This window comes from Gemmatimonadota bacterium (genome assembly GCA_016720805.1).
In the GTDB taxonomy this organism is placed as follows: Bacteria; Gemmatimonadota; Gemmatimonadetes; order Gemmatimonadales; family GWC2-71-9; genus Palsa-1233.
Window position 1 is genome coordinate 641,140 of sequence record JADKJZ010000014.1, and the last position, 22,399, is coordinate 663,538.

Consider the following 22,399-nt stretch of genomic DNA (forward strand, 5'->3'; position numbering starts at 1 on the left):
CGGCGACAGCGCTTCCATCACGACCTTGGTGGCCATTCGATCAATCCTTGTAGCAGACGCGGCGAACCGCCGCCGCGATCTTGGTCGCGTCGGCCTTGGCCGCCTTCTCGAGATACTTGTTGTACGGCATCGGCACGTCGGCCTGGTGCACCCGCAACACCGGGGCATCGAGGTCGTCGAACGCCTCGCGCTGCACCAGGTCGACGATCTGCGCCCCGACCCCGGCGAAGTACCACCCTTCTTCGGCCACGACCACGCGATGCGTCTTGGCCACCGAGCGGAGGATCGCTTCTTCGTCGAGCGGCCGGATGGTGCGCAGGTCGAGCACCTCGGCGTCGATCCCTTCCTCGGAGAGGGCCTTCGCGGCGTTCAACGCCGGTGCGACCGTCTTCGAATGGCAGACAATCGTGACATCCTGCCCGGCACGCTTCACGTCGGCCACACCGATCGGCACCAGATGCTCACCCTCGGGGACGTCGCCCTTGAGGTTGTAGAGCATCTCGCCCTCGATGAACACCACCGGATCGTTGTCGCGAATGGCGCTCTTGAGCAGCCCCTTCGCGTCGGCCGGTGTCGCGGGCATCACGACCTTGAGCCCCGGAATGTGGGCGTACCAACTCTCGAAGGCCTGCGAGTGCTGCGCGCCAAGCTGGAGCGCCGCGCCACCCGGGCCGCGGAAGACGATCGGGCAGCCGATCTGGCCGCCACTCATGTAGCGGATCTTCGCGGCGACGTTGACGATCTGGTCGATCGCCAGCAGCGCGAAGTTCCAGGTCATCATCTCGATCACCGGGCGGAGGCCCGTCATCGCCGACCCGACGCCGATCCCGGCGAAGCCAAGCTCGGCGATCGGCGTGTCGACGACGCGCATCGGCCCGAACTCCTCGAGCAGGCCGCGGCTGACCTTGTAGGCGCCGTTGTACTCGGCCACTTCCTCGCCCATGAGGTAGACGTCGCCGTCGCGTTGCATCTCTTCGCGCAGCGCCTCGTTCAGGGCATCGCGATAGGTGAGGACGGCCATCAGGTGTCCTCCCCGTGCGGCGCCAGGACATCGGTGAAGAGAGCGCTCGCGTCCGGCTCCGGCGATTCCTCGGCGAAGGTCGCCGCATCGGCGACTTCGGCCGCGACCGACGCCTCGAGCTCGGCGAGTCCGGCGTCGTCCAGCAAGCCGGCGTCCCGCATCCGCGCCTCGAGCAGGGCGATCGGGTCGCGCTGGCGTGAGGCGTCGAGCTCTTCCTTGCTGCGGTACGTCCCGCTCGCCGCATCCGACATCGAGTGGCCGACATAGCGGAAGGTCCGGATGTCGAGGAGCGTCGGCCCCTCGCCGGCACGAGCCCGAGCGTACGCCGTCTCGGCCGCCTCGCGCACGGCGACGATGTCCTGCCCATCCACCTCGACGCCGGGCATTCCGTAGCTCGCCGCGCGCAGGTGCAAGTCGGTGATCGCCGCCGACCGCTTCACCGCCGTCCCCATGCCGTAGCCGTTGTTCTCGATCACGAAGATCGCCGGCAGCTTCCAGAGGCCGGCGATGTTCAACGCCTCGTGGAACGCGCCGATGTTGGCCGCGGCCTCGCCGAAGAAGGTGAGCGAGACCTGCTCCGTCTTCCGGTACTTGGCCGCCCAGGCGAAGCCGGCGCCGAGCGGAATCTGGCCGCCGACGATGCCGTGCCCACCCATGAAGCCCTTCTCGAGATCGAACAGGTGCATCGAGCCGCCCTTGCCCCCCGAGCAGCCGGTGGCCTTGCCGTAGAGCTCCGCCATGATCGAGCGCGACGTCATGCCGCGCGCCAACGCCTGGCCGTGTTCACGGTAGGCGGAGATCACGTAGTCATCGGAGCGCAGCGCCGAGATCAGTCCGACGGCGACCGCTTCCTGCCCGATGTAGAGGTGGCAGAAGCCGCCGATCTGGCCGATCGAGTACGCCTCACCGGCGCGCTCCTCGAATCGACGGATCAGCAACATCATGCGCAACCAGTCCTGATACTGGTCGGCGTAGGGGGCGTCGGTCCCGCGGCGGCGTGCCTTGGGGGCGTTGCTGGTGCTAACGGCCATTTAGAAGCTCTCCGGGGCGGTGGCGAGAATCGACTCGCTCGGCTCGGTCTGGGCGCGCGCGGATCGGACTTGATCCCAGGCATGATAGGACGAACGCGTCAGCGGCGAGCTCTCGACATGCGAGAAGCCCATCCGCAGCCCGATCTCGCGGAGCTCCGCGAATTCGTCCGGCGTGTAATACCGCACCACCGGGAGGTGACCATCCGATGGCCGGAGGTACTGCCCGAGGGTGACAATGTTGACGTCGCTGCGGCGCAAGTCGCGCAGGCAGGTGACTACCTCATCCCACTCCTCGCCCATGCCGAGGATGATCCCCGACTTGGTGAGGGCGGTGGCATCCATCGCGCGCGCGTTCGCGAGCACGCGGAGGGCACGGTCGTATCGACCACCCGGGCGCGCCAGGCGGTAGAGCCGCTCGGCGGTCTCGAGATTGTGATTGAGGATGTCCGGCTTCGCCTCCATCACGATCCGGAGCGCCTGCTCCGATCCCTTGAAGTCCGGGATCAGCACTTCGACCGAGGTGTTGGGCAGGCGCGCCTTGATCTCGGTGATACAACCCGCGAATGCCTCCGCTCCACCGTTCGGCAGGTCGTCGCGATCCACCGAGGTGATCACCACGTGCTCCAGCCCCATCCGCGCCACCGCTTCGGCCAGCTTCACTGGCTCGGTCGGGTCGAACGCCTTCGGGGTGCCGTGGGACACCGCACAGTAGGTGCAGTTCCGCGTGCAGACGTCACCCAGGATCATGAAGGTGGCGGCCTTGTGCTCCCAGCACTCGCCGATGTTCGGGCAACGGGCCTCCTCACACACGGTGTGGAGGCCGAGCTCGCGCATCATCGCCTGGATCTTGATATAGGATTGCCCGCCGGGCGCCTTCACCTTCAGCCAACTCGGCTTTCGGGCGGGGGCGACGGGAACCATCCCCCCCGAGGCTTCAGGGGTGGGCTGGCGGGTCAGTTGGACAAGCGGCACGGCCACGCGGACTCCTTCCGTCTCGCCGAGGTCGCGCGCCAGCCGGAACTGGCGCAGGAGCAACAAAATAGCCCCGAGAGGGGGGTGGGCCAACCGCCTTCCCTCTGGGGGCCGACGGGGTGACTTTCCGCCTTCCTCATTACCCCGGGCCCCGTGCGTGCCTCCGATCCTGACCACCCGTGAGCTCACTGTCCAGTACCCGACCTTCACCCTCGGCCCGTTGGGGTTCGTGATCGAGGGGGGGGAGACGGTCGCGCTGCTTGGGGCGAACGCGGCCGGGAAGACCACCCTCCTCCGGGCGGTCACCGGGCGTCTCCTGGACCGCCGTGGACTCGTCGAGGTGGCCGGGAGAGACCCGCAGGACGCCCCGGACGCGTGGCGCGCCAAGATCGGCTTTGCGGGCGAGAAGCCTCCGGCCGACGCCGCCCTCCGGGTGCGGGAGTGGTATGCCTTTCTCCGGGATTGTTACCCCACCTGGGATGATGCCTACCAGCGCGACCTCTCCGCCCGGCTCGGCCTGGATACCGGGGAGCGCATCGCGGCACTGTCCCGCGGCACCGCCGTGAAGGCGGCCTACATCGGCGCCGAGGCCTATCGGCCGGAGTTGCTCGTCCTCGACGAACCGACCAACGGACTCGATCCGGTGGTGCGCCTCGAACTGCTGGCGCTGCTCCGCGAGTGCTTTGCCGAATCGCCGGGGCGGGCGCTGCTCTTTTCGTCGCACCTGCTCGAAGACGTCGAGTCGCTGTGTGACCGCGCGCTGTTGCTCCGTCGCGGACAACTGGTGGGTGAACTTGCCGGCGACGCGCTCACCGAGGCGCGGGCCTCGGGTCAACTCACGGCGCTCGTGGCCGACGTCCTTCGCGACCGGCAATGAATCGTCGCGGCTTCGTCGCCGTGGTGCGACTCGAACTCTGGCGTGGTCGATCGGCCATGGTATGGATCGGCGGGCTCGCGACGGCCGCGATCGTGGCGACGCTGCTCCTTCCGCCCACCGGCGCGCTGGTGGTCGGCATGCTCGCGCTGCCGGTGGTGATGGTCGCCGGTCTGGGGCCGCTCGGCAGCCTCGCCGCCGACAAGATGCACGGCCACCTCGAGTTCGATCGCACCCTTCCGATTCCCCTGCGCACGATTGCGGCCGGCCGATTGCTTGGCGCGGCCATCCGTACCGCACCGATGTTGATCGCCTTGATCGCCGTCGGGATCGGCATCGCGCGGGAGGCGGAGGCACCAGCGCTGGTTGCGGGACCCGTGATCGCCATCGCCGCTGGGGCGCTGCAGCTGCTCTGGTGGTGCTTCCTCTGGTTGATGCTCGGCCTGAACGCCCGCTTCGCGCTGCGTCGGCTCTGGTGGCTGCCGATGACGATCTGGCTGCTGCCGACGCTGCTGCCCCAGTCGGCGAAGTCGCTGATCGGGACCACGGTGGAAGCAGCGGCCGCAGAGATGATGACCTGGATGGATGCCCCGTGGCGGGTCGGGCTCTTGGCGATCGCCGGATTGGCCCTGCCCGTCATTGCGGCCTTCGTCGGAGGCGTCGCGCTCTTCGCACAGGGGCTGGCACGCTTCCGCCCCGACCCGGCGGCGTTCGGCGTGCGACTCGGCGCCGCCCCCAAGCGGGAACTCGCAGCACTCGGCCGCGGGCCGCTGCTCGCCGTGGCGCGGCTCCGGCTCCGACTTGCATTCGAGCAGTTCCGCCGAGAGCTCATCATCGCGGCGGTGCTCGTGGCGGTGGTGGTGGCCGACGTCGGTGAACTTGCGAATTTTGCGCGTGGCTATCTCCCGATTCTCGCCGCCCTCGTGCCCGGCGGCATCGCGCTGCAACTGCTCACGGCGCGTGGCACCGGGGCCCTCGAAGGGCTGCAACATCTCCCGCATCCGCGCCGCCTCGTGGCGCTCGGGCACCTGCTGGCGGTGATGGTCCTGGCCGTCCCCGGTGCGGCGTTGATGGCGCTTTCGCGCGCGGCCAATGGCATCGCCGTGACACCGACGATGGTCGGCATGAGTTGGCTCTGGTTTCTCGCCATGGGGGCCATCGGTGCCGCGCTGGCCGTGTGGGGCACCAAGCGCCGACTCTTCCGCGTCGCGCTGGTCATCGGCGCAATCATCGTGGCAGTCTGGTTCCTGACGCCGGAGGGGGCCGGTGCCAGCGATATCGGGGAGTTCTTCCGGCGCTGGCGGGCAGTTCGCGCCTCGGCGGGTCCGGCACTGCCGCTCGGTGCGGCGTTGCTGGCCCTGATCGTCGGCACCGAGCTGTTTGCGCGTGGGTTGGCGAGCTACGATGGGCGGAAGGCGTAGCCCGCCGCGACGGCTGGGGAGTTGCGGCGGCTACCAGTTCCAGAAGCGATTGGCCCGCACCGCATGCATCTCGTCGCTCCACGGTTCGCCACGAATCGAGGCTGCAATCAACTCGCCGGTGACGCCCGCGAGCAGAATGCCATTGCGGCCATGCCCCGCGGCATACCAGAGCCCGGGCAGCCGTGGCTCGGGACCGATGATCGGCCGTCCGTCCGGCGTGCCGGGCCGGAGGCCGGCCCAGCTGCGCAGCGGTGTCATGCTCGCGAGGGGCGGGTAGAGCGCGGACGCCCGCGCGAAGAGATCGGCGAGCCCGTCGGCGGTGGTGGTGACTTCGAATCCGGCGTGCTCCATCGTCGCGCCGACGAGCATCTCGTCTCCGCGACGGAGCAGATAGCACCGCGTCCCGTAGACCACCGCCTGCCCAATCCCCTCCGGCCACGGAAACGCCGCCATCTGGCCGCGCACCGGCTCCACGGAGACTGGCCGGGGCAGATGCTCGATCCGACCCGCCCACGCCCCCCCCGCCAACACGACATGCCCTGCGGCGTAGCGGCCGGCCTCGCCGATCACGCCGAGCAGGGTGTCACCGTTCCGGTCGAGCCCGGTGGCGGTGTCCTCGATGATGGTGGTGCCGAGTCGCACGGCGTCAGCGCGGAATGCGCGCACCGTCCGGGCCGGGTCGAGCGAGCCGTCCTCTGGCGACCAGAACGCGCCGAGCCCGGGCGCGAGCCACGGCCACCCTTCCTCGACCTCTTCGGGGTCGAGCCAATCCGCGCGGTGGGCCTGCTGCCGCTGCCAGGCGACCTTGGTCCGGTACGAGGCGGCATCCGCCTCGCTGCGGGCGACCTGCAGGATCCCGGTGAGTTGGAGCCCGATGTCGATTCCGGTCGTCTCGCGCAGGCCGTCGGCGTGCCGTCGATAGAAGGCCCGGCCCGCGAGGGCCAGATTCAGCAGCGGGTCGTCGGTCGTCCCCTCAATCTGGGCCGCGAGCATCCCGGCCGCGGCGCGCCACCCCTCGCCCGGGGTTTCGGGCCGCTGCAACAGAATCACCTTGGCGCCGGCCACGGCGAGGGCACGGGCCGTGGCCGAGCCGACCGCGCCGCCTCCGATCACCACCACGTCTGCCGTCTTGGTCGTCACGATGCGAGTTGAAACCTCAGCTGGAGACTCCGCGTAGATTCCACCGACGGGTTCGCATGGTGCGCCCGTACCCTCGCTGGGGAGTCTAACATGGTCCGGAACATCTCGGGGTTTGCCGTCTTCGCCTTCCTGGCCCTGATGGCGTTCAAGCTCCTTACCGCAGTCTTTGGGGCGCTGATCGGTCTCGTGCTGACGATTCTCTGGTGGGGCTTCGTCGGATTCGTGATCTACACGATTCTCAAGATGGTGTCGCCGAGCACGGCGCAGAAGGTCCGCGAGACCATTCGCGGCAACTCCGCCCCGGCCGCCTGACCCCAAGGTATCGAAACGCCGGCGCCGTCCCCAATGGGATGGCGCCGGCGTTGTGGTGTCTTCCCCTACCGGTGCCGGGCGTCAGTCGCCGCGGCTCGCCGGGGCGAGGGTCATCCGGTCGAGGATCAGGGTGACGTCGCCGAAGTTGTAGGTCGAGCGGATCTGCACCGGAATCCGTCGCGCGTCATCCGTCAGCCAGAGCCGAGCGTTCGACGTCTTCGAGAACATGCCGTTCTTCTCATCGACGATCGGGTAGAGCACCAGGCAGTTCACCTTCGATCCGTCGGGGAGCTGCATCATCTCGCGCTTGAGCACCTGCACCCGCACCGGGTTCTGGCTCTTCCGCCAGTAATTGTGGTACTCGTACGTCCGCCCCACCTCGAGCGGTACCCGCCGGATGTAATAGAAGAACGCGACGTCGTCGAGGGGCACCGTCGAGGTGGCCTTCGTTGCCGTGTCGAGGTTGCGGCGATAGAAGCCGGAGTCGGGATAGATCTTGAAGTCCTGCCGCGGCGGCTTGGTGTCCGACATCACCTTGAGGAAGCGGCGCGAGATGAAGTCGTCGACACCGGTCCACGAGACGAGCTGACTCTCGCTCGTGAAGATGCCGAGAATCGAGATCTTCGAGTTGAACGAGAAGCGGTAGCTCGGCACGCCGCGCACGGTGTCGATCGCTTCGACCGAGAGCGTGGCACAACAGGGGCGGAAGAGATTGAACTTCCCCTTGAAGACCAGCGACTCCCCGACGCCGAACGGCGCCGGCGCGAGTGCGGGAGCGGCAGGGAGCGGAGCGGTCGTCTGCAGCAGCAGCGAGAGGCCGGCGAACAACAAGGTCACGCAGTATCCCGGGTCGTGGTCGCACGGGGCGACCGGTCCTTGCGCCCCGCCTCCGGGTTGGAGGGCGGAGCAACCAGCTGGCGACGAGCCGCCCACAACGCCTTGGCCCGATCCCACGCCGCATGACGTGATTCACGCTGCTGACGTTCCACGCGCTCGGTGATCGCCACCGATTCCACCTGTCGCGCGCCCGCGGCGGCCCAACTCAACAACTCCGCGTTGGCCGCCCATCCTTCCGTCTCGAGCCAGCGCTCGGGCCGATCCTTGAACGCCGCACGCAAGGTGACCAGGCGAAACGCTGCCACCCCGGAGACGATGTCGCGGACCCCGGCCACACGTACGCGTCGGCCGAGGAGGCGCGGCGCCCAGCGCCGGACCCGTCGCCGCCACTTGTCCGCTTCGTCAACCTGGGTGGCCTCGCCGATCACCAGGTCGGCGCCGCTGTCGATCCGCTTGAGGAATTCGGAGAGTTCGGCAGGATCGAAGGTGAAGTCCGCCGGCAGCAGGATCGCCGCGTCGCGCTTGTGTCGATCAGAGCGGCGCAGCGCTTCCTTCAGCAGCCGCTCGACGGTGGCGGCGTAGCCGAGATGCTTTTCGGACCGTAGCACCGAGAGGGGCAGCACCTTGGCATATGGCGCGAGGATCTCGGTGGTCGCATCGGTGGAGGCGTCATCGCCGACGAGCAACTGATATTCCCGCGCCGATTCCTCGAGCACGCGTCGGATCTTCCACAGCAGCAGCCCGACGGTCGGGGCCTCGTCGTGGGTCGGAATACAGAAGTAGAGCATCAGTCGCCAGGGTGAAGGTCGAGCGAACGATACACGGCGAGCGTCCGCGCGACCAATTGGTCCACGCCGAAGCCCGCCGCGGCCGCACGTCCGGCGGCACCGAGCGCGGCGCGCCGTGGGGCATCATCCAGCAGGCTGACGATCCCCTCGGCGAGCGCAATGGGATCCCCCGGGGGGACCAGGAGCCCACCGCCGGCGACCAACGCATCGGGCAGTCCCCCCACGGCCGTCGCGACCACGGGGATGCCCAGAGCGAGGGCGTCGAGCACGCTGGAGCCGAACCCTTCGCTGCGCGACGGTTGCACCGCGAGGGTGGCACCCACCAGCGCTCCCCCGGGGCCGAGCAGATGGCCGGGCATCTGGACCACCTCGTCCAGGCCGAGGGCATGCCGTCGGGCCTCCAGGGCCGCACGCTCCTCGCCCTCGCCGAGGATCAGCCAACGGAGCGCCGGCCGCTGCGGCGCGATGATCGCCGCCGCCTCGAGGAGCAAGTCGACCCCCTTCTCGGCAGTGAGTGCGGCAATCACCGTGATCCACGGCGTGGCAGCGCCGGGGTGCGGCACGCCGGCCGGCCAGGGCGGTGCCAGCGCCAGCGGCGCGAGGTCGACCGCCGGCGGGACGCGATGAATACGGTTGGAGCGCACCCCGGCCAACGCCACCTGCGCCGCGATTGCGTCCGAGAGTGCGATGACGGCGGCCGCGCGCCGATAGCGACGCGGCGCGGTGATGGCCGTGCTGATTCGCCGCGTGACCACGACCCGTGCACCGGTGATCTGGGCGGCCGCGTCGGCGAGCGCATGTGCGTGCCCGTCGTGCGCGTGGAGCAGGGTGTCACGAGTGGTCAGGCGCACGACGCGTGCGAGGGCGCGTGGGTCGAGTCCCATGCGCCACGGCGTCTCGTGCCGCGGGACCCCGGCATGGGCGAGTTCCTCGGCGAGGCGCGTGCCGCGGCCCGTCACCACTTGCGACCAGACGGTGGGGACGGCCGCGAGTCCGCGTGCCAGCAGAAGCACCTGCCGCTGCCCACCGCGCCACTCGCGGCCGCTGGCGACGTGCAGCACGCGAGCACGGGTCATCGTGATGCCGAGCTCAGTGGGTCGAGTCCGGGAAGAGCGGACACTTCGGATCCTCGATCTGGCGCCGATCGACGCGGACGCCGAGGAGCGGGACAATGGTGTCGCGCAGGGTCAGGTCGCCCAGGACCGGCGCGCCCGGGATCGACACGCCTTCGAAGACCAGCGCACCGAGCGTCACCCCTTGGCGATCGACCAGCAGCACGCCGAAGCCAACCGGCGTTCCGTCGGCAATCGTGTCGGGTGAGGAGAGGTGCCAGCCCAGCGAATCGGCGCTGGTCACGTGTCCGCGGAGCGCCTGACCTGCCACGATCCGGAGCGGCACCGAGGCCGGGATGGAATCGGGCGGCGCCACCAGCGAATTCCCCTTCGCGAAGGCTTCCTTGGCCACGAGCGGTCCGGTCAGGGAGGCGATGCCACAGGAGACGGAGCCCCCTCCACCCCCGCCGGTGCAGGCGGCCAGTGCGAGAAGGAACGTGGTCGTGGCGACGGAACGGAGCGACATCGAAACCTCGTGTGGCCGGAGACGTCGGAATCTACATCCCCAGCGGTTGCTTGACCGCTGCGCATCGCGGCGGGTACCATTCGCCCCGTTTCCCACACCCAGCAGGCCATGGACTTCGACGACCTCAAGGCTCATCTCGACCGCCTCTTTGCCCCGCGCGCGGGCGCCAGTGCCCGTGACCAGGCCGCAGGCCTCCGCGAGGCGCTGGTCGAATTCAAGGTCGGTATCGGGCACCTCCGCGAGGCGCTCGGGCGCACCGAGGCGGAACTGACGCAGGCCCGGCGCGAGGCCGAGGACTACGCCCGACGTGGTCGGATGGCGGCCGAGATCGGCGACACCGAAACCGCCACGCTGGCCGATGAATTCACCGCGAAGGCCGCCGCGCGCGTCGACCTGCTCGAGCGCAAGGTGCTGGTGCAGCGAGACGAACTCCGCTTGGCCGAAGAGGATTACGAGAGCACCAAGCGTCGCTATCAGGCCGCGTCGCGCGGCATTCCCGGCGACGGCGCCGCACCGCTCGGCGCGACCGCCGAACCCGGCAGCACGCTCGACGACTCGCCCTTCGAGAGCTACGCGCTGGAACAGCGCGCCCGCGAGGCGGCGGTCGAGGCACAGTTGGCGCACCTGAAGAAGCAGCTCGGCGAACGGCCCCAGCCCGACGCTTGATCCATCCTGCAGGCCCTCCTCATCATGCGGGGATACACGTGAGCCAGGCACCCACCACCGGCTTCTTCGGTCATCCGGTCGGACTCCGGACCCTCTTCCTCACCGAGATGTGGGAGCGCTTCAGCTACTACGGCCTGCGGCCGTTGCTGGTGCTCTTCATGTCGGCCGCCCTGCTCGACGGCGGCTTCGGCCTTGAGCGGAGCCAGGCCTCTGCCATCGTCGGCATCTACGCGGCGTGCGTCTACCTCGCCTCACTACCGGGCGGATGGATTGCCGACCGCTGGCTCGGGCTGCGCCGGTCGATCTACTACGGGGCGATCCTGATCACCCTCGGCCACCTCTCGATCGGCCTCTCCGGCCTCGCAGGGCAGGGGACCTCCGGGAAGCTCGCCTTCTTCGCCGGGTTGGTCCTGATCGTGATGGGCACGGGGCTTCTCAAGCCGAACATCTCCGCCATCGTGGGCGATCTCTACCCCGAGGGCGGCGCACGGCGGGATGCCGGCTTCTCGATCTTCTACATGGGCATCAACACCGGCGCCTTCGTTGGCCAGCTGGTCACCGGCTTTCTCGGTGAGAGCATCGGGTGGCACTGGGGCTTCGGCGCCGCCGGCGTCGGCATGTTCTTCGGCCTGGTCTCGTTCAAGCTCTTCGCGCCGAGCACGCTCGGCGACCTCGGGACCGAGATTGTCCGGCATCCGGACGCGGCGGTGCAGGCCAGGCAGGAACGCTCGGTGAAGACGGTCGTTGGCCTGCTCCTGGCGTCGATCGTGGCGCTCTTCGCGTTGGTCGCGAGCGGCGTGGTGACCCTCGATCCGCAAGCGATCGGCCTCAACATGGTCTACGTGCTCGTCGGATTTGGCGCCCTCTTCTTCGGCTTCGTCTTCTTCGACAGCTCGCTCACGCGGCAGGAGAAGAAGCAGGCCGTCGTGATCCTCGTGCTCTTCATCTTCGCCGCCCTCTTCTGGGCAGCCTTCGAGCAGGCGCCGACCTCGCTCAACCTCTTCGCGCGCGACTTCACCAATCGGATGGTCGGCGGCTTCGAGATTCCCGCCACCTGGTTCCAGTCGGTCAACTCCGCCTGGATCATCATCTTCGCGCCGGTGGCGGCGGCGGTGTGGGTCGGCCTCGCCAAGCGCGGCGGTGACCTCTCGGCACCGGCGAAGTTCGCGCTCGGCCTGGCGTTCGCCGGGGTCGGCTTCGGCCTGATGGTGATCGTTGCGAAGGATGTCGTCGCCAGTGGCGGCACGCTGAAGGTGTCGCCGATGTGGCTGGTCTGGAGCTACCTCTTCCAGACGCTCGGCGAGCTCTGCCTGTCGCCGGTGGGGTTGTCGTCGATGACGAAGCTGGCGCCGCGGAAGTATGTCGGTCAGATGATGGGGATCTGGTTCCTCGCCGCGTCAGTGGGCAACCTGATCGCAGGGCTCGTCGGCGGTCGCGTCGATCCGGAAAAGCTGGACCAGATGCCCGAGCTCTTCCTCTGGACCGCCGTGGCGCTCTTCATCACGGCTGCGATCCTCGGGCTGATGATCAAGCCGATCAAGCGGATGATCGAAGCGAACTAGTGCACATGAGGATCGATGATCGATCATCGATGATCGATCATCGATTGCGGGGTGGCTTTCCGAATATCGCGAAGAGGTAGGCCAGTGCCGGAAAGAGGATCACCGCCCCGGCTGCGAGCGCACCCACCAACAGGGTGAGCGTCGCGGTCGGGGCGGCGGCGTCGTAGACGCTCATCGTCGGCGGGAGGATGTAGGGCCACTGGGCCATCGCCCAACCGACCACGATCAGCGCCGTTTGCACCGCGGCGGCGGTCCGCGCGATCCGGTAGTGCCTGCGCCACAGTGCGGCGAGCGCCGTGAGGGCCGCGCCACCCGTGAGGAAATGCAGCACCGGGGCCCATGTCGCACCGGTCAATTCCTCGAAGACCCACGGGGCATCGCTCTGCGCCAGATAGAGCGCGATCACCGCGCCGGGGAGGAGCAGGACGCCGGCCCCGAGGGCTCGGACTCGGAAGTCTCCCGCGAGTGCCGCATCCTTGGCCTCGACGGTGAGATAGACGGCGGCGAGGAAGGCGAAGAGCAGCAGCGTGAGGACACCGATGGCGACCGGAAAGGGCGCCAGCCACGGCGAGACATACGCGGCCGCAAAACTGCGCACGCCCGGTGGCGCAACCGCGCCAGCCGCGACCGCGCCAGCCGTGACGCCGAGCAGCAGCGGAGTCACCAGCGAGGCAACGGCGAAGACGAGTCCCCAGCGACGCTGCACGTCGTCATCACGACGATCGTAGCTCCGGAAGGTGAAGGCCGAGCCGCGCAGCACCACCCCGATCAGCATCAAGGTGAGGGGGATGTGGAGCGAGACCGACAGGCGGGCGTAGGCGATCGGAAAGCCGGTGAAGAGGATCACCACCACCAGGATGAGCCAGACGTGGTTCGCTTCCCAGATCGGGGCGATGGTGTCCGCGATCAGGGCGCGCTGGGGGCGGGCCCGTGGGCCGGTCGCGAAGAGATCCCAGACGCCGCCGCCGAAGTCGGCTCCCGCGAAAAGCACATAGGCGGTCATCGCGGTGAGGCACGCGACGGCCGTCAGTTCCACCAGGGGCCACTCATTCATGGGTGGCGCCCCGGGTCGTGGGCTCGTGCCGTCGACGCCATTCCGTGGCATGGGGAGCACTGAGGATCTGCCGCCGCAACAGCCAGACGACGGCCACGGCCAACAGCACGTAGAGCGCGGTGAAGCCGAGGAACGGCACGATCAACCCCGGCATCGGCGTGACGGCATCGGCCGTGCGGAGCACGCCCTGGATCACCCACGGTTGGCGCCCCACCTCGGTGACCACCCACCCCGCTTCCGTGGCGACGAAGCCCAGCGGCGTGGCGACCACCAGCAGCTGGAGGAGCCGCCGATGCTCGGCGAGATCATCGCGCTGGGCGAGCGCGCGCCAGCCGACGAGGCCGGCGAGGATCATCACCACGCCGCACGCCACCATCACCTGAAACGCGACGTGAGTGACTCGCACGTTCGGCCAATCCTCGCGCGGCACCCGGTCGAGGCCGGGGACCGTGGCCCCGAAGTCGTTGGTCGCAAGGAAGGAGAGGGCCCCCGGAATCTCCACGCCATAACGCACCTCGCGGCGTGCCGGATCGGGCCAGCCACCGAGCAGCAGCGGCGCGGCGGCTTGCGTCTCGAACAGCGACTCCATCGCGGCAAACTTGGCGGGTTGGGTCGCGGCGACGAAGCCGGCGGAGTGGTGGCCGGAGAGCGGCTGCAGCAGCGCCGCGGGGATCGCCATCAGCAAAGCGACCCGCAGGCCACGCTGATGGAAGGCGTTCGCGGGCTGCCGGAGCAGCATGGCCGCGTGGATGCCTGCCGCGCCGAAGCCGGTGGCGGCATACGCGGCGAGGGTCATGTGAAGCGCCTGCGGGAAGGCGGCTGGGGTCTGGAGCGCCTGCAGCGGATCGATGCCCGTGGCGACGCCATTCACCAACGTGAAGCCGGTCGGCGCATTCATCCAGGCGTTGGCGATCACCACGAAGACGCCCGAGAGCGCACCACTCACCGCCACCAGCACGCCGGCCCGGAGGTGGGCGCGTTCGCTGATGCGATCCCACCCATAGAGGTAGATCCCGAGGAAGATCGCCTCCATGAAAAAGGCGAATCCTTCAAGGGAGAACGGCATCCCGATGATCGGGCCGGCGAATTCCATGAACCCCGGCCAGAGCAACCCCAACTCGAACGACAGCACCGTCCCCGACACCGCACCGACGGCAAAGAGGATCGCCGTCCCTTTGGCCCAGCGTCGCGCCAGCTCCAGGTAGTGCGGGTCGCGCGTCACCAGCCAGCGGCGCTCGGCGATGACCATCAGCACCGGCATCCCGATACCGATCACCGCAAAGACGATGTGGAAGGCGAGGGAGACCGCCATCTGGGAGCGGGCGGCGAGCAGGTCGGACATGGCCATCCGGCGGTCGAGGGTCTTGTGAAAAATTTCACAAGGGTACCCAGATAGGCAAGGTCGGTTCCGAATCGCGCCGGAAGCGATGCAACCTGAAACCCGGGGAATTGACGTCCCGTATCGGAACGTGAACCTGAACGGAGACCCCTTCGATGCGATTCCTCAAGCGCGCCCTCAGCGTCATCCTCCTCGTCCTGTTGGTTGCCTTCGGCGCCGCGTACGGCTTCGCCCAGCGTGAACTGGGGCGCACCTACGCGGTCGCCCGTAAGGCACCGACGCCGACGACCGACTCGATCGCCCTCGCGCGGGGTGAGCATCTCGCCACCGCCATCGGGAAGTGCGCCGATTGTCACGGGGACGATTTCGGTGGTTCGCTCGTGATCGATGATCCCGCGCTCGGGCGCGTCGGCGCGCCAAACCTGACGGGCGGCCGTGGGGGTGTGGGCTCGATTCGCACCGACGCCGACTTCGCTGCGGCGATTCGTCATGGCGTCGGCCCGGCCGGGAAACCCCTCCTGATCATGCCGGCTCACGATTACACCTACTTGTCGGAGGCGGACCTCCAGGCACTCATCGGCTTCCTGCGCAGCCGGCCGAACGTCGACCGCGAGACCCCGGCGCGTCGGCTCGGTCCGGTCGGGTTGGCGCTGATCGCCAGCAAGAAACTGCCGCTCTCGGCCGCGCTGATCGATCACGCCGTCGTCCAACCCGACAGCGTTCCCCAAGGGCCCACGGCGGAGTACGGCCGCTACCTGGCGAACGTCGGCGGCTGCACCGGCTGCCACAATCCATCGCTGTCGGGTGGCGAAATCATCGGCGCCCCCCCGGGGACACCGCAGGCCGCCAACCTCACGCCCGGCGGGCGGTCGTGGACGCTGGAACTCTTTCGCACGACGCTGCGCACCGGGCAGCGTCCCGGCGGCGGTGGCGAACTCAACGCCTTCATGCCGATCCGCTTCACGAAGCTGATGACCGACGAGGAGATTGAAGCGGTGTGGCGCTATGTGGTGAGTGTGCCGGCCAAGACCCTCGGCGAACCGTGATGATTCGCCGAGGTCGCGAGGGTCAAGGGGACTTGGCCTTCGCCGCCTTGGTGGGATAGGCCACGTCCGGTGGGGCGTCGCCGCGCGGCCAGTCATCGACGCTGGCCGCGAAGGGCGGACGGGGCTTGGTGGTGATGTAGGTCGCGACGTCCTGCGCATCCTGTTCGCTGAGCGTGCCGGCGCTGTCGAAAGGCATGTTGTGTTTCGCGAACGCGGCGAGGGTGCGCAGTCGGGCCATCCCGGCGCCGATGGTGAAGCTGCGTGGCCCCCAGAGCGGGGGAAACGCCGCCATCCCGTCGCCGTTGAGGCCGTGGCATCGCGCGCACTGTGCCGAGAAGACCGCTGCACCGTGCACCGTGTCGCCACGCTCCGGCGAGCCGAGCGGCAACCCCTGACCCGGGACGGTGCTCCCCTGGGCCACCCCGGTCGAGAGCCACGCCATATAGGCGACCATGTCGCGCATCGCCGGGTCGTCCCACGCGAGTGCGGTGCCCGCCAGCGACCGCTCGAAGCAATCATTGATCCGATCCTCAAGCCGCTGCACCGAGGCCGAGCGTGATCGATATTGCGGGAAGCGCGCCGTCACGCCGATCCAGGGCATGGCGTTCGGGCGTCGCCCCTCGTCGAGGTGGCACGACGTGCACCGCAGCGCATTGCCGACATGGCTCGGCAGCGAGTCACGCGTGGCACTGAGGATCGCGCGCCCTCGCAGCACCGCGACACCGAGGTCGCCCTTCGGCAGCGGTGGCAACGGTGCGAGGCCACTCACGGAGGCGGCCGTCGAGTCGACGGGCGGGGCCACCGGCGGCCGCGGCGAGCATGCCGCCAGCGCGAGCGTGGCGAATCCAATGGCGAGGCGATGGCTCACGCGATCAGCTCGTAAGCGCAGCCATGTTCCTGCGCCATCGCGATGCCGGCCACGACGGCCGGGACCAGCACGACGCCCGGCAGGAAGGAGGCGATCAGGTCGGCACGGACCGCCTCTGGCGTCTCATTGCGACGGCGTGCCAGCGAGGCAGTCAAGTTGCGCAGGACATTGTTGCAGAACAGGAAGGTCGCGCCACGGCGTTGGAGCGACGGCACCGCAACGGCGGCGAAGGGATCGGTCGGGGCCTCGGAGGCATAGAGGTTCCGGAGGCTTGGCTTCCCGGTCTTGGGATCATTCAGTCGGGCGCGCTCGCCGAAGGCGTATTTCTCCCAGGCGGCATCGTTGAAGGCAACCACCATCGGCGACGCGTGCAGGGCGATCACGATCTGCGCCTCGCCCGGCTTGTCGCCGTAGGCGTCACGGCACGCATTCAGGAAGTTGTTGGCGCGCACCAGTGGGACCGCCTCACCAAGCACGTGAGCGTCGAACACCACCCGGTGCTTGGCGGTCAGCGTCGTGAGCCACCGGTGGTCGAAGTCCTCGGGGCCGGATGCCATCAGCTGCCCACGATGTAGGAGGCACCCTTTGCCTGCGCGAGCGCCAGGGCAGCCACCATCGCCGGCACCAACGTCACACCGGGCAGGATCGCCCGCCGCAGTTCGGCGTACGTCGCGTCCGCCGTGGCACCCTCGCGCTTGGCGGCGAGTTCGCGCGAGACCCGCATCAGCGTGTTGTTGCAGAGCAGGATACTCGCGCCACGCTTCTGCCAACTGGCGAGCGACGTCTGCGCGTAGGGCGCGCCGGCCTCGTCGCTCCGGGTCAGGTTCCGCGTCGCCCGGCTCTGGCTGCCCGGCTCGTTCATCGCCACCACCTCGCCCAGCGGCCAGGCCGCCCAGGCTTCATCGGCCAACCCGAGCGGCCACGCCGTGCCGTGCAGGCCGATGACGACCTGGACGTCGGCGGGCTTGGCCCCATAGCCGTCAAGCATCGCGTCGTAGTAGCGCTTCGGGTAGCCGAAGGCCTCGCCGCCGCCCCACGTCTTGGTGTCGAAGATGACGCGGTGCTTCTTGGTCAGGCCGTCGAGCCAGCGATTGTCCCAGTCGCCCGGCGCGGGCTCGGCATGCAGCAGGGGCGGGGCGGCGAGCACGGCACCGGCCAGCGCGACACGACCAAGGAAATCGCGACGGGGGATACCAGCGGGGAGGTGAGGCACAGACGGCTCCGGGTGATCGGAAAGGGTGGTACCTTTGGAACAGCGAGACGCCGCGTGTCGCGGCGACCCCGCACTCCCACGTCAGAATATGGACGGCCCAGCATGAAGGTTCCAGCGTCGCTCGCCCTGCTCCTCCCGATCGTGGCGTGTACCCCGGCGAAGCCGCCGGCGGTCACCCAGGCCCGGGTCTTCTTCGTCGCTCCGGCGGAAGGCATGCTGGCCAGCGACACGGTGCACATCCAGCTCGGCGCCGAAGGGTTGAAGATCGTCGCGGCCACCGGCAAGCGTGTCGAGGGCGAGGCGCACCATCACCTCTTCATCGACACCGATCCGACGGCAGATACGGTCATGATCCCGAAGAACGATGCCATTCGCCATCTGGGCACCGGGGCAGACACCGTCTCGTTGGTCCTGGCACCGGGCAGGCACCGGATCATTGCGGTGGCGGCCTGGGGCGATCACGTGCCCGTCGCCGGCGCGGTGCGCGACACCGTGACCTTCGACGTGCCCGCGGCCGTCATCAAGCCTTGAGCCAGATCCGGACCGCCATCACCATGAGGAAGGCGGCGAACCCCCGCTGCAACATGGCGGGGGCGATGCCCTGCGCGTAGCGGGCACCCGCCCACACGCCGAGGGAGAGTCCGGCCGCGATCAGCAGCGCGGCCCGGACATCCACGTGTCCCACCTTGTAATACTCACGCGCGCCGAGCAGGCCCACGGGCAGCAGTAGCGCGGCCAGCGAGGTGCCGGTGGCCAGGTGGATCGGCATCTTGAAGTAGCTGACCAGCACGACCACGATCACGATCCCTCCGCCGATGCCGAAGAGTCCGGAGAGCACGCCGGCAGCTCCGCCAACCAGCAGATAGAGGACGGTGTTCAAAAGAGCACCTCCACCCCGAAGCGAATGAGCCGCGGGGCACCATAGACGAAGAGCGGCTGCGTGAAGTCGCGCGCGGCGGCCTCGTAGAGTGGATACAACTCACTGCGTCCGCTCACGACCCCGTCGCCGTTGGTGTCCGCGGCGCGTCGATAGCGTGGCGACTCGTACGGGATTGCCTGGGGATTGGCGGTGTAGGCCGCTTCCGCCAGCGCCGCAATGGTGCTGGGGGACGCGTTGGGTGTGCCCGTCTCGCGGCGCACGGCCAGCTGGTTGCGGCGATTGGTGGCGTTCCGGAGATCGAGGTAGAGGCCACCCGCCATCCCGCCGAAGCGCACCGGTCGGCGGAAGAGCAGGTCGAGGGTGAACTGGCTCGGCAACCGCGACCCGTTGATGTCGCCGACGATCGAGTCGCCGGTCACATTGGTGCGCGTGTACGGGAGGCCCGTGCCGAAGCGGATGACGGCCGCGCCGGTGAGGGAGGCGAAGGGACGCACCCCGAGGATGCGCGGCCCCGCTTGGGCGTTGAGCTCGCCGTCCACGGTCCCGATGAAGGAGAGCAACCGGTCGTAGTCGAGCGGCCACTGATTCTGCGAGGCCCAGAGCGTGTCGTGGGTCACGGGATCGATGGTCGTCAGTCGGCGCAACTGGAAGGCGTCGGTGACACTCGCCTGCGCGCGCTGCACGACGGCCGCGAGTCGCATCCCCCACCCGTGGCGGCGCTCGCGCTCGAGAATGAATTCGCCACCGCTGACATCGCCGACGTCGGCGTTGACGAAGACGCTCGAGTCGGGATTGATCTGCAGCGGCGTCGACGAGACCAACCCGTCCAGCCGCTTGTTGAAGACATTGACGCGCAGCGAGACGGCGTCGCGCAGGCGCATCCTGGCGCTCATCTCGAACTGCGTCGACTGCTCGAAGCCGAGGTCCGGATTGCCCTGGCGGAAGCGGCCGGTGCGGGTGGTGTCATCAAAGGCCGCGTCGACGAGATACTGGAGGTCCGGCGGCTGCGAAAAGCGGCCCACGCTGGCGACGAAGGTCGCGCCCTTGAGCGTGGTGGCCACGGCGATCCGCGGATTGATCGAGGACCGCGCGGCGAGCGTGCGGTTCGACAGGTCGCCACCCGGACTGAAGGCGTCATAGCGGACGCCCGCCGTGATCGCGATGTCGCTGGCCCGCACCTGTGTCTCGAGGTAGGCGGCACTGATCGACGGCGAGAACGCCGACGCGGTGGCCGGCGGGACGACGCCGCCGACGGGCTGATTGGCCAGCACCCGTTGGAAGGTCTTCACATCCTGGGCCGCGTGCAGTCCGCCGAAGGTGACGTCGGTGTTGTCGCCCAGTGTCGCCGTGAAGTCGAGCTGACCGCGCAATTCCGTGAAGCGATTCCATGCCACGTCACCCTGCGTCGCGCCGCCAAGGAAGAAGGCAGGGACGCCGTATGGCGTGGTGACCGAATAGATCGGGGTGCCGAAGCCGGGCAGTGGCGCGCGGGTGCCGATGGTGTCCTGGCGCCGGGCGACCTCCTCGCCGAGGATCTCGAGCTTCGACCCGGTGAAGGCGCCGAACTTGAAGTCGGGGACGTCGACGGTGCCGCGCACGAAGTCCTTCGAGAAGTAGCCCAGACGGACATCGCCCGAGAACGGCCGCTTGCTCCCTTCCGTCGGCGCCAGTTGCAGGTGGGCGCTCAACAGCTTGCCGTCGACGCGCCGGCCAGGGCCCAACGTCGGTTCGTACTTGTAGCGCTGGTCGAAGAGGTAACGCTGCTCGCGCGTCCCGAGACCGAAGAGGCGCGTGGTGAGTCGAGTGCCCATCGGGATGGTCAGCTTGCCACCGGCGGTGAGCACTTCGCCACTGTTGTGCGGCAGCGGACCCGGCGTGTCATGGCGCGGATCGCGCGGGTCGGTTGCGGCCGGTGCGTTCACCGGTTCGGCGTCGAGTCGTCCGGAGAGATCGAGGATGGCGAGCGCCTTCACCTTTCCGGCGAGCGGGCCATCGCCCTGCAAGACCAGGCGATCGAGGCCGAGATCGCCGCCGCCGCTCATCGGGCGGTCGGTCTCGTACGCCATGCGGCCACGCCAGCGGTCACCGCCGTCCCGCGTCGAGACGCTGATCAAGCCCGACAGCGCCTGGCCATACCGGGCCGAAAAGCCGTTGGTGACCAGCGAGGCTTCGGCAATCAGATCCGGCGGGATCCGCAGCCCGGAGCCGCCGGTCGAGGCGTCGAGCTGATTCTTCACGCCGAGGCCATCCAGGACGAACGACTGCTGGCCGATCCGGCCGCCGCGGTAGCTCTCGCCCACGACGCCAGCTTGCAACGAGAGGGCGTCCTCGAGCGAGGAGACGGGAAGGCGGCGCAGATCCTCGGCACTGATGCGTTGCGCCGTCGAGGTCGCGAGCGGATCGAGCACCGGGTCCTGCACGCCGACGGCCTGCAGCGTGGCCAACTCGACCGCGACCGGCGCCATGCGCACATCGGCGCGCGTGATGACGTCGGCCCGGATGACGACGCCTTCGCGCCGGGACTGCCGATAGCCGATGTAGGTGACCGTGACGGTGTGGAGTCCGGGTGAAATCGCCCGGATGCGATACTCCCCCGCGGTGTCGGTCGTGGCGACACGTGCCCCGGCGTCGATGCGCACCTGCGCGCCGCGAAGGGCGGTACCGGTGGCGGCATCGACGACCTTGCCGACCAGGCCGCCGGTGGATTGGGCCGAGAGCGGGGCGGCGGCGAGCACCGTCAGCAGCAACAGGGAGCGAGTGCGCATCATGGCAGGAGCCCCTTGAAGAGGAAGAGATCCTTGGCGCCAGCCGAGGAGAACTGCACCACGACGTCGCCGCCGGTCGGCAGCAGCACCGGCCCGGTCCAGACACCCGTCTCGAGCCGGAGCGAGGTCACGGTGTTCGTGGTCAGGCTCACGCGATAGAACCAGGTGTCGAGGCCGACGCCGGGGAGCTGCTGGGGCACCTGCTGGGTCACCACACAATCGGAACCGCGGCAGCTCACCCCGGAGATGGTGCCGGCGCGAGGCAGGGTCGCCACCGCCGTCGACGTGCCGCCGGCGATCGGGAGCCGCTCCAGCGTGTTCGAGGTCCGCGTCATGATGAGCGTCGCCCCGTTCTCGGCCAGCGCATATCGGCTGATCCCGGGGGTGCCCGGGATCGTGGCGAGGGTGACCCCGGTCGGCGTGATCGTGCCGCGCATCAAGCCGATATCCGTGAGCATGGTGTCGGTCGTGCACCCGGTGCATGTCACTTCATACGTGAGCCATCCCGTCCGTGCGATGAATTGGTCAGGGCCGGTCCACGCGGCCTCGGTGAACCAGGAGATGCCGCGCCCGTTGATGTTTGTCGGCAGCGTCACCAAGGCGCGACGCGTGAAGGGGGTCGCGCTGTCGGCGAGCCAGAGGACCGTCGCCTCCGGTGCGGTTCGACCGCGGCGCGAGAGCGCTTCCTGGTAGAGCAGCCGTCCATCGGTACCGAGTGCCGGCGCCGAGAAGCTCTTGATCGAGTCGGCGCGGTCGGTCCGGGTGTCACAGAGGTTCCAGCGCTGGGTGCCGCCACCCGGCGGCAGCAGGCCGACGCAGCGGTCGCCGTTGGCGCCGCCGGTATACAGGTAGAGGAGGCCGTTGCCGTCCTCGGTAAGCGAGGTCGCGGAATCGGTCAGGCTGTTGTAGGTCAGCCGCACCGGGGCCGCAGCGCTGAACGGTCCATCCGACACCGTCGGCACACTGCCGAACGGCTCGGAGTGTCCGCAGGCGGCGGCAAGGAGCAGCAGGGCGGGGGCGAACCGCATCATC

Annotated in this window: 23 protein-coding genes; 7 read left to right on the plus strand and 16 right to left on the minus strand. The window is 68.9% G+C overall.

Annotation, left to right across the window (positions count from 1 at the left end):
• Positions 1-40: 40 nt before the first annotated feature.
• Genes IPP98_13145 through lipA form a run of 3 tightly spaced genes read right to left on the minus strand, consistent with a single transcriptional unit; the run spans position 41 to position 2,973 of the window.
• Positions 41-1,021, minus strand: coding sequence for a pyruvate dehydrogenase complex E1 component subunit beta (locus IPP98_13145; GenBank protein ID MBL0180047.1), 981 nt, complete (start codon positions 1,019-1,021; stop codon positions 41-43).
• Positions 1,021-2,052 (minus strand): pyruvate dehydrogenase (acetyl-transferring) E1 component subunit alpha, encoded by a 1,032-nt coding sequence (gene pdhA / locus IPP98_13150; protein ID MBL0180048.1) that lies wholly within the window; start codon positions 2,050-2,052, stop codon positions 1,021-1,023. The genes IPP98_13145 and pdhA overlap by 1 nt, the downstream gene beginning before the upstream one ends.
• Positions 2,053-2,973, minus strand: coding sequence for a lipoyl synthase (gene lipA, locus IPP98_13155; protein ID MBL0180049.1), 921 nt, complete (start codon positions 2,971-2,973; stop codon positions 2,053-2,055).
• Between the two features lie 208 nt (positions 2,974-3,181).
• Here lipA and IPP98_13160 point away from each other — a divergent pair, with 208 nt between their 5' ends.
• Complete coding sequence (locus tag IPP98_13160) at positions 3,182-3,901, plus strand: ABC transporter ATP-binding protein (GenBank protein ID MBL0180050.1); 720 nt, start codon at positions 3,182-3,184, stop codon at positions 3,899-3,901.
• Positions 3,898-5,319: a hypothetical protein gene (locus IPP98_13165; protein MBL0180051.1), complete on the plus strand. Its 1,422-nt coding sequence runs from the start codon at positions 3,898-3,900 to the stop codon at positions 5,317-5,319. The genes IPP98_13160 and IPP98_13165 overlap by 4 nt, the downstream gene beginning before the upstream one ends.
• 30 nt (positions 5,320-5,349) lie before the next feature.
• Here the strand turns inward: IPP98_13165 and thiO are convergent, their stop codons facing one another.
• On the minus strand, positions 5,350-6,459 hold the full coding sequence (gene thiO, locus IPP98_13170; GenBank protein MBL0180052.1) for a glycine oxidase ThiO: 1,110 nt from the start codon (positions 6,457-6,459) through the stop codon (positions 5,350-5,352).
• 90 nt (positions 6,460-6,549) lie between these two features.
• Between thiO and IPP98_13175 the strand changes: the two genes are divergently transcribed.
• Positions 6,550-6,771, plus strand: coding sequence for a hypothetical protein (locus IPP98_13175; GenBank protein MBL0180053.1), 222 nt, complete (start codon positions 6,550-6,552; stop codon positions 6,769-6,771).
• An 81-nt stretch (positions 6,772-6,852) separates the two neighbouring features.
• On the opposite strand, the gene IPP98_13180 is transcribed toward IPP98_13175, so the two are convergent.
• From IPP98_13180 to IPP98_13195, 4 genes are read right to left on the minus strand one after another with little or no spacing between them, the layout of a single operon-like run.
• On the minus strand, positions 6,853-7,608 hold the full coding sequence (locus tag IPP98_13180) for a DUF3108 domain-containing protein (GenBank protein ID MBL0180054.1): 756 nt from the start codon (positions 7,606-7,608) through the stop codon (positions 6,853-6,855).
• On the minus strand, positions 7,605-8,396 hold the full coding sequence (locus tag IPP98_13185; protein ID MBL0180055.1) for a glycosyltransferase: 792 nt from the start codon (positions 8,394-8,396) through the stop codon (positions 7,605-7,607). Before IPP98_13185 ends, IPP98_13180 begins: the two co-directional genes overlap by 4 nt.
• On the minus strand, positions 8,396-9,472 hold the full coding sequence (locus tag IPP98_13190) for a glycosyltransferase (protein ID MBL0180056.1): 1,077 nt from the start codon (positions 9,470-9,472) through the stop codon (positions 8,396-8,398). The genes IPP98_13185 and IPP98_13190 overlap by 1 nt, the downstream gene beginning before the upstream one ends.
• A 13-nt stretch (positions 9,473-9,485) precedes the next feature.
• Positions 9,486-9,974 carry a hypothetical protein gene (locus IPP98_13195; protein MBL0180057.1) on the minus strand — a complete coding sequence of 163 codons (489 nt, stop codon included), beginning with the start codon at positions 9,972-9,974 and terminating at the stop codon, positions 9,486-9,488.
• A 108-nt stretch (positions 9,975-10,082) separates the two neighbouring features.
• On the opposite strand from IPP98_13195, the gene IPP98_13200 reads away from it, so the two are divergent.
• Positions 10,083-10,640 carry a hypothetical protein gene (locus IPP98_13200; protein ID MBL0180058.1) on the plus strand — a complete coding sequence of 186 codons (558 nt, stop codon included), beginning with the start codon at positions 10,083-10,085 and terminating at the stop codon, positions 10,638-10,640.
• The gene (locus IPP98_13205; protein ID MBL0180059.1) at positions 10,640-12,202 is read left to right on the plus strand and encodes a peptide MFS transporter; all 1,563 of its coding nucleotides are present in this window, start codon (positions 10,640-10,642) and stop codon (positions 12,200-12,202) included. The genes IPP98_13200 and IPP98_13205 overlap by 1 nt, the downstream gene beginning before the upstream one ends.
• 37 nt (positions 12,203-12,239) lie before the next feature.
• Here IPP98_13205 and IPP98_13210 read toward each other — a convergent pair whose 3' ends face one another.
• Both IPP98_13210 and IPP98_13215 read right to left on the minus strand, forming a co-directional pair.
• Positions 12,240-13,256 carry a cytochrome d ubiquinol oxidase subunit II gene (locus IPP98_13210; GenBank protein MBL0180060.1) on the minus strand — a complete coding sequence of 339 codons (1,017 nt, stop codon included), beginning with the start codon at positions 13,254-13,256 and terminating at the stop codon, positions 12,240-12,242.
• Positions 13,249-14,598, minus strand: coding sequence for a cytochrome ubiquinol oxidase subunit I (locus IPP98_13215; GenBank protein ID MBL0180061.1), 1,350 nt, complete (start codon positions 14,596-14,598; stop codon positions 13,249-13,251). The genes IPP98_13210 and IPP98_13215 overlap by 8 nt, the downstream gene beginning before the upstream one ends.
• A 152-nt stretch (positions 14,599-14,750) precedes the next feature.
• On the opposite strand from IPP98_13215, the gene IPP98_13220 reads away from it, so the two are divergent.
• A complete protein-coding gene (locus tag IPP98_13220; protein MBL0180062.1) occupies positions 14,751-15,641 on the plus strand; it encodes a c-type cytochrome in 891 nt (296 codons plus the stop codon).
• 22 nt (positions 15,642-15,663) lie between these two features.
• Here IPP98_13220 and IPP98_13225 read toward each other — a convergent pair whose 3' ends face one another.
• The 3 genes from IPP98_13225 to IPP98_13235 are packed head-to-tail and all read right to left on the minus strand — an operon-like array spanning position 15,664 to position 17,722.
• A complete protein-coding gene (locus IPP98_13225) occupies positions 15,664-16,509 on the minus strand; it encodes a c-type cytochrome (protein MBL0180063.1) in 846 nt (281 codons plus the stop codon).
• On the minus strand, positions 16,506-17,066 hold the full coding sequence (locus tag IPP98_13230) for a hypothetical protein (GenBank protein MBL0180064.1): 561 nt from the start codon (positions 17,064-17,066) through the stop codon (positions 16,506-16,508). Before IPP98_13230 ends, IPP98_13225 begins: the two co-directional genes overlap by 4 nt.
• The gene (locus IPP98_13235) at positions 17,066-17,722 is read right to left on the minus strand and encodes a twin-arginine translocation signal domain-containing protein (protein ID MBL0180065.1); all 657 of its coding nucleotides are present in this window, start codon (positions 17,720-17,722) and stop codon (positions 17,066-17,068) included. The genes IPP98_13230 and IPP98_13235 overlap by 1 nt, the downstream gene beginning before the upstream one ends.
• A 102-nt stretch (positions 17,723-17,824) precedes the next feature.
• Between IPP98_13235 and IPP98_13240 the strand changes: the two genes are divergently transcribed.
• Positions 17,825-18,253 carry a DUF4399 domain-containing protein gene (locus IPP98_13240; protein ID MBL0180066.1) on the plus strand — a complete coding sequence of 143 codons (429 nt, stop codon included), beginning with the start codon at positions 17,825-17,827 and terminating at the stop codon, positions 18,251-18,253.
• On the opposite strand, the gene IPP98_13245 is transcribed toward IPP98_13240, so the two are convergent.
• From IPP98_13245 to IPP98_13255, 3 genes are read right to left on the minus strand one after another with little or no spacing between them, the layout of a single operon-like run.
• The gene (locus tag IPP98_13245; protein MBL0180067.1) at positions 18,243-18,602 is read right to left on the minus strand and encodes a sulfite exporter TauE/SafE family protein; all 360 of its coding nucleotides are present in this window, start codon (positions 18,600-18,602) and stop codon (positions 18,243-18,245) included. The genes IPP98_13240 and IPP98_13245 overlap by 11 nt on opposite strands.
• Positions 18,599-21,370, minus strand: a complete 2,772-nt coding sequence (locus tag IPP98_13250) for a TonB-dependent receptor (protein ID MBL0180068.1) — start codon at positions 21,368-21,370, stop codon at positions 18,599-18,601. Before IPP98_13250 ends, IPP98_13245 begins: the two co-directional genes overlap by 4 nt.
• Entirely contained in the window at positions 21,367-22,398 is a 1,032-nt protein-coding gene (locus IPP98_13255; GenBank protein MBL0180069.1) for a hypothetical protein, read from the minus strand. The genes IPP98_13250 and IPP98_13255 overlap by 4 nt, the downstream gene beginning before the upstream one ends.
• Between the last annotated feature and the right edge of the window lies 1 nt (position 22,399).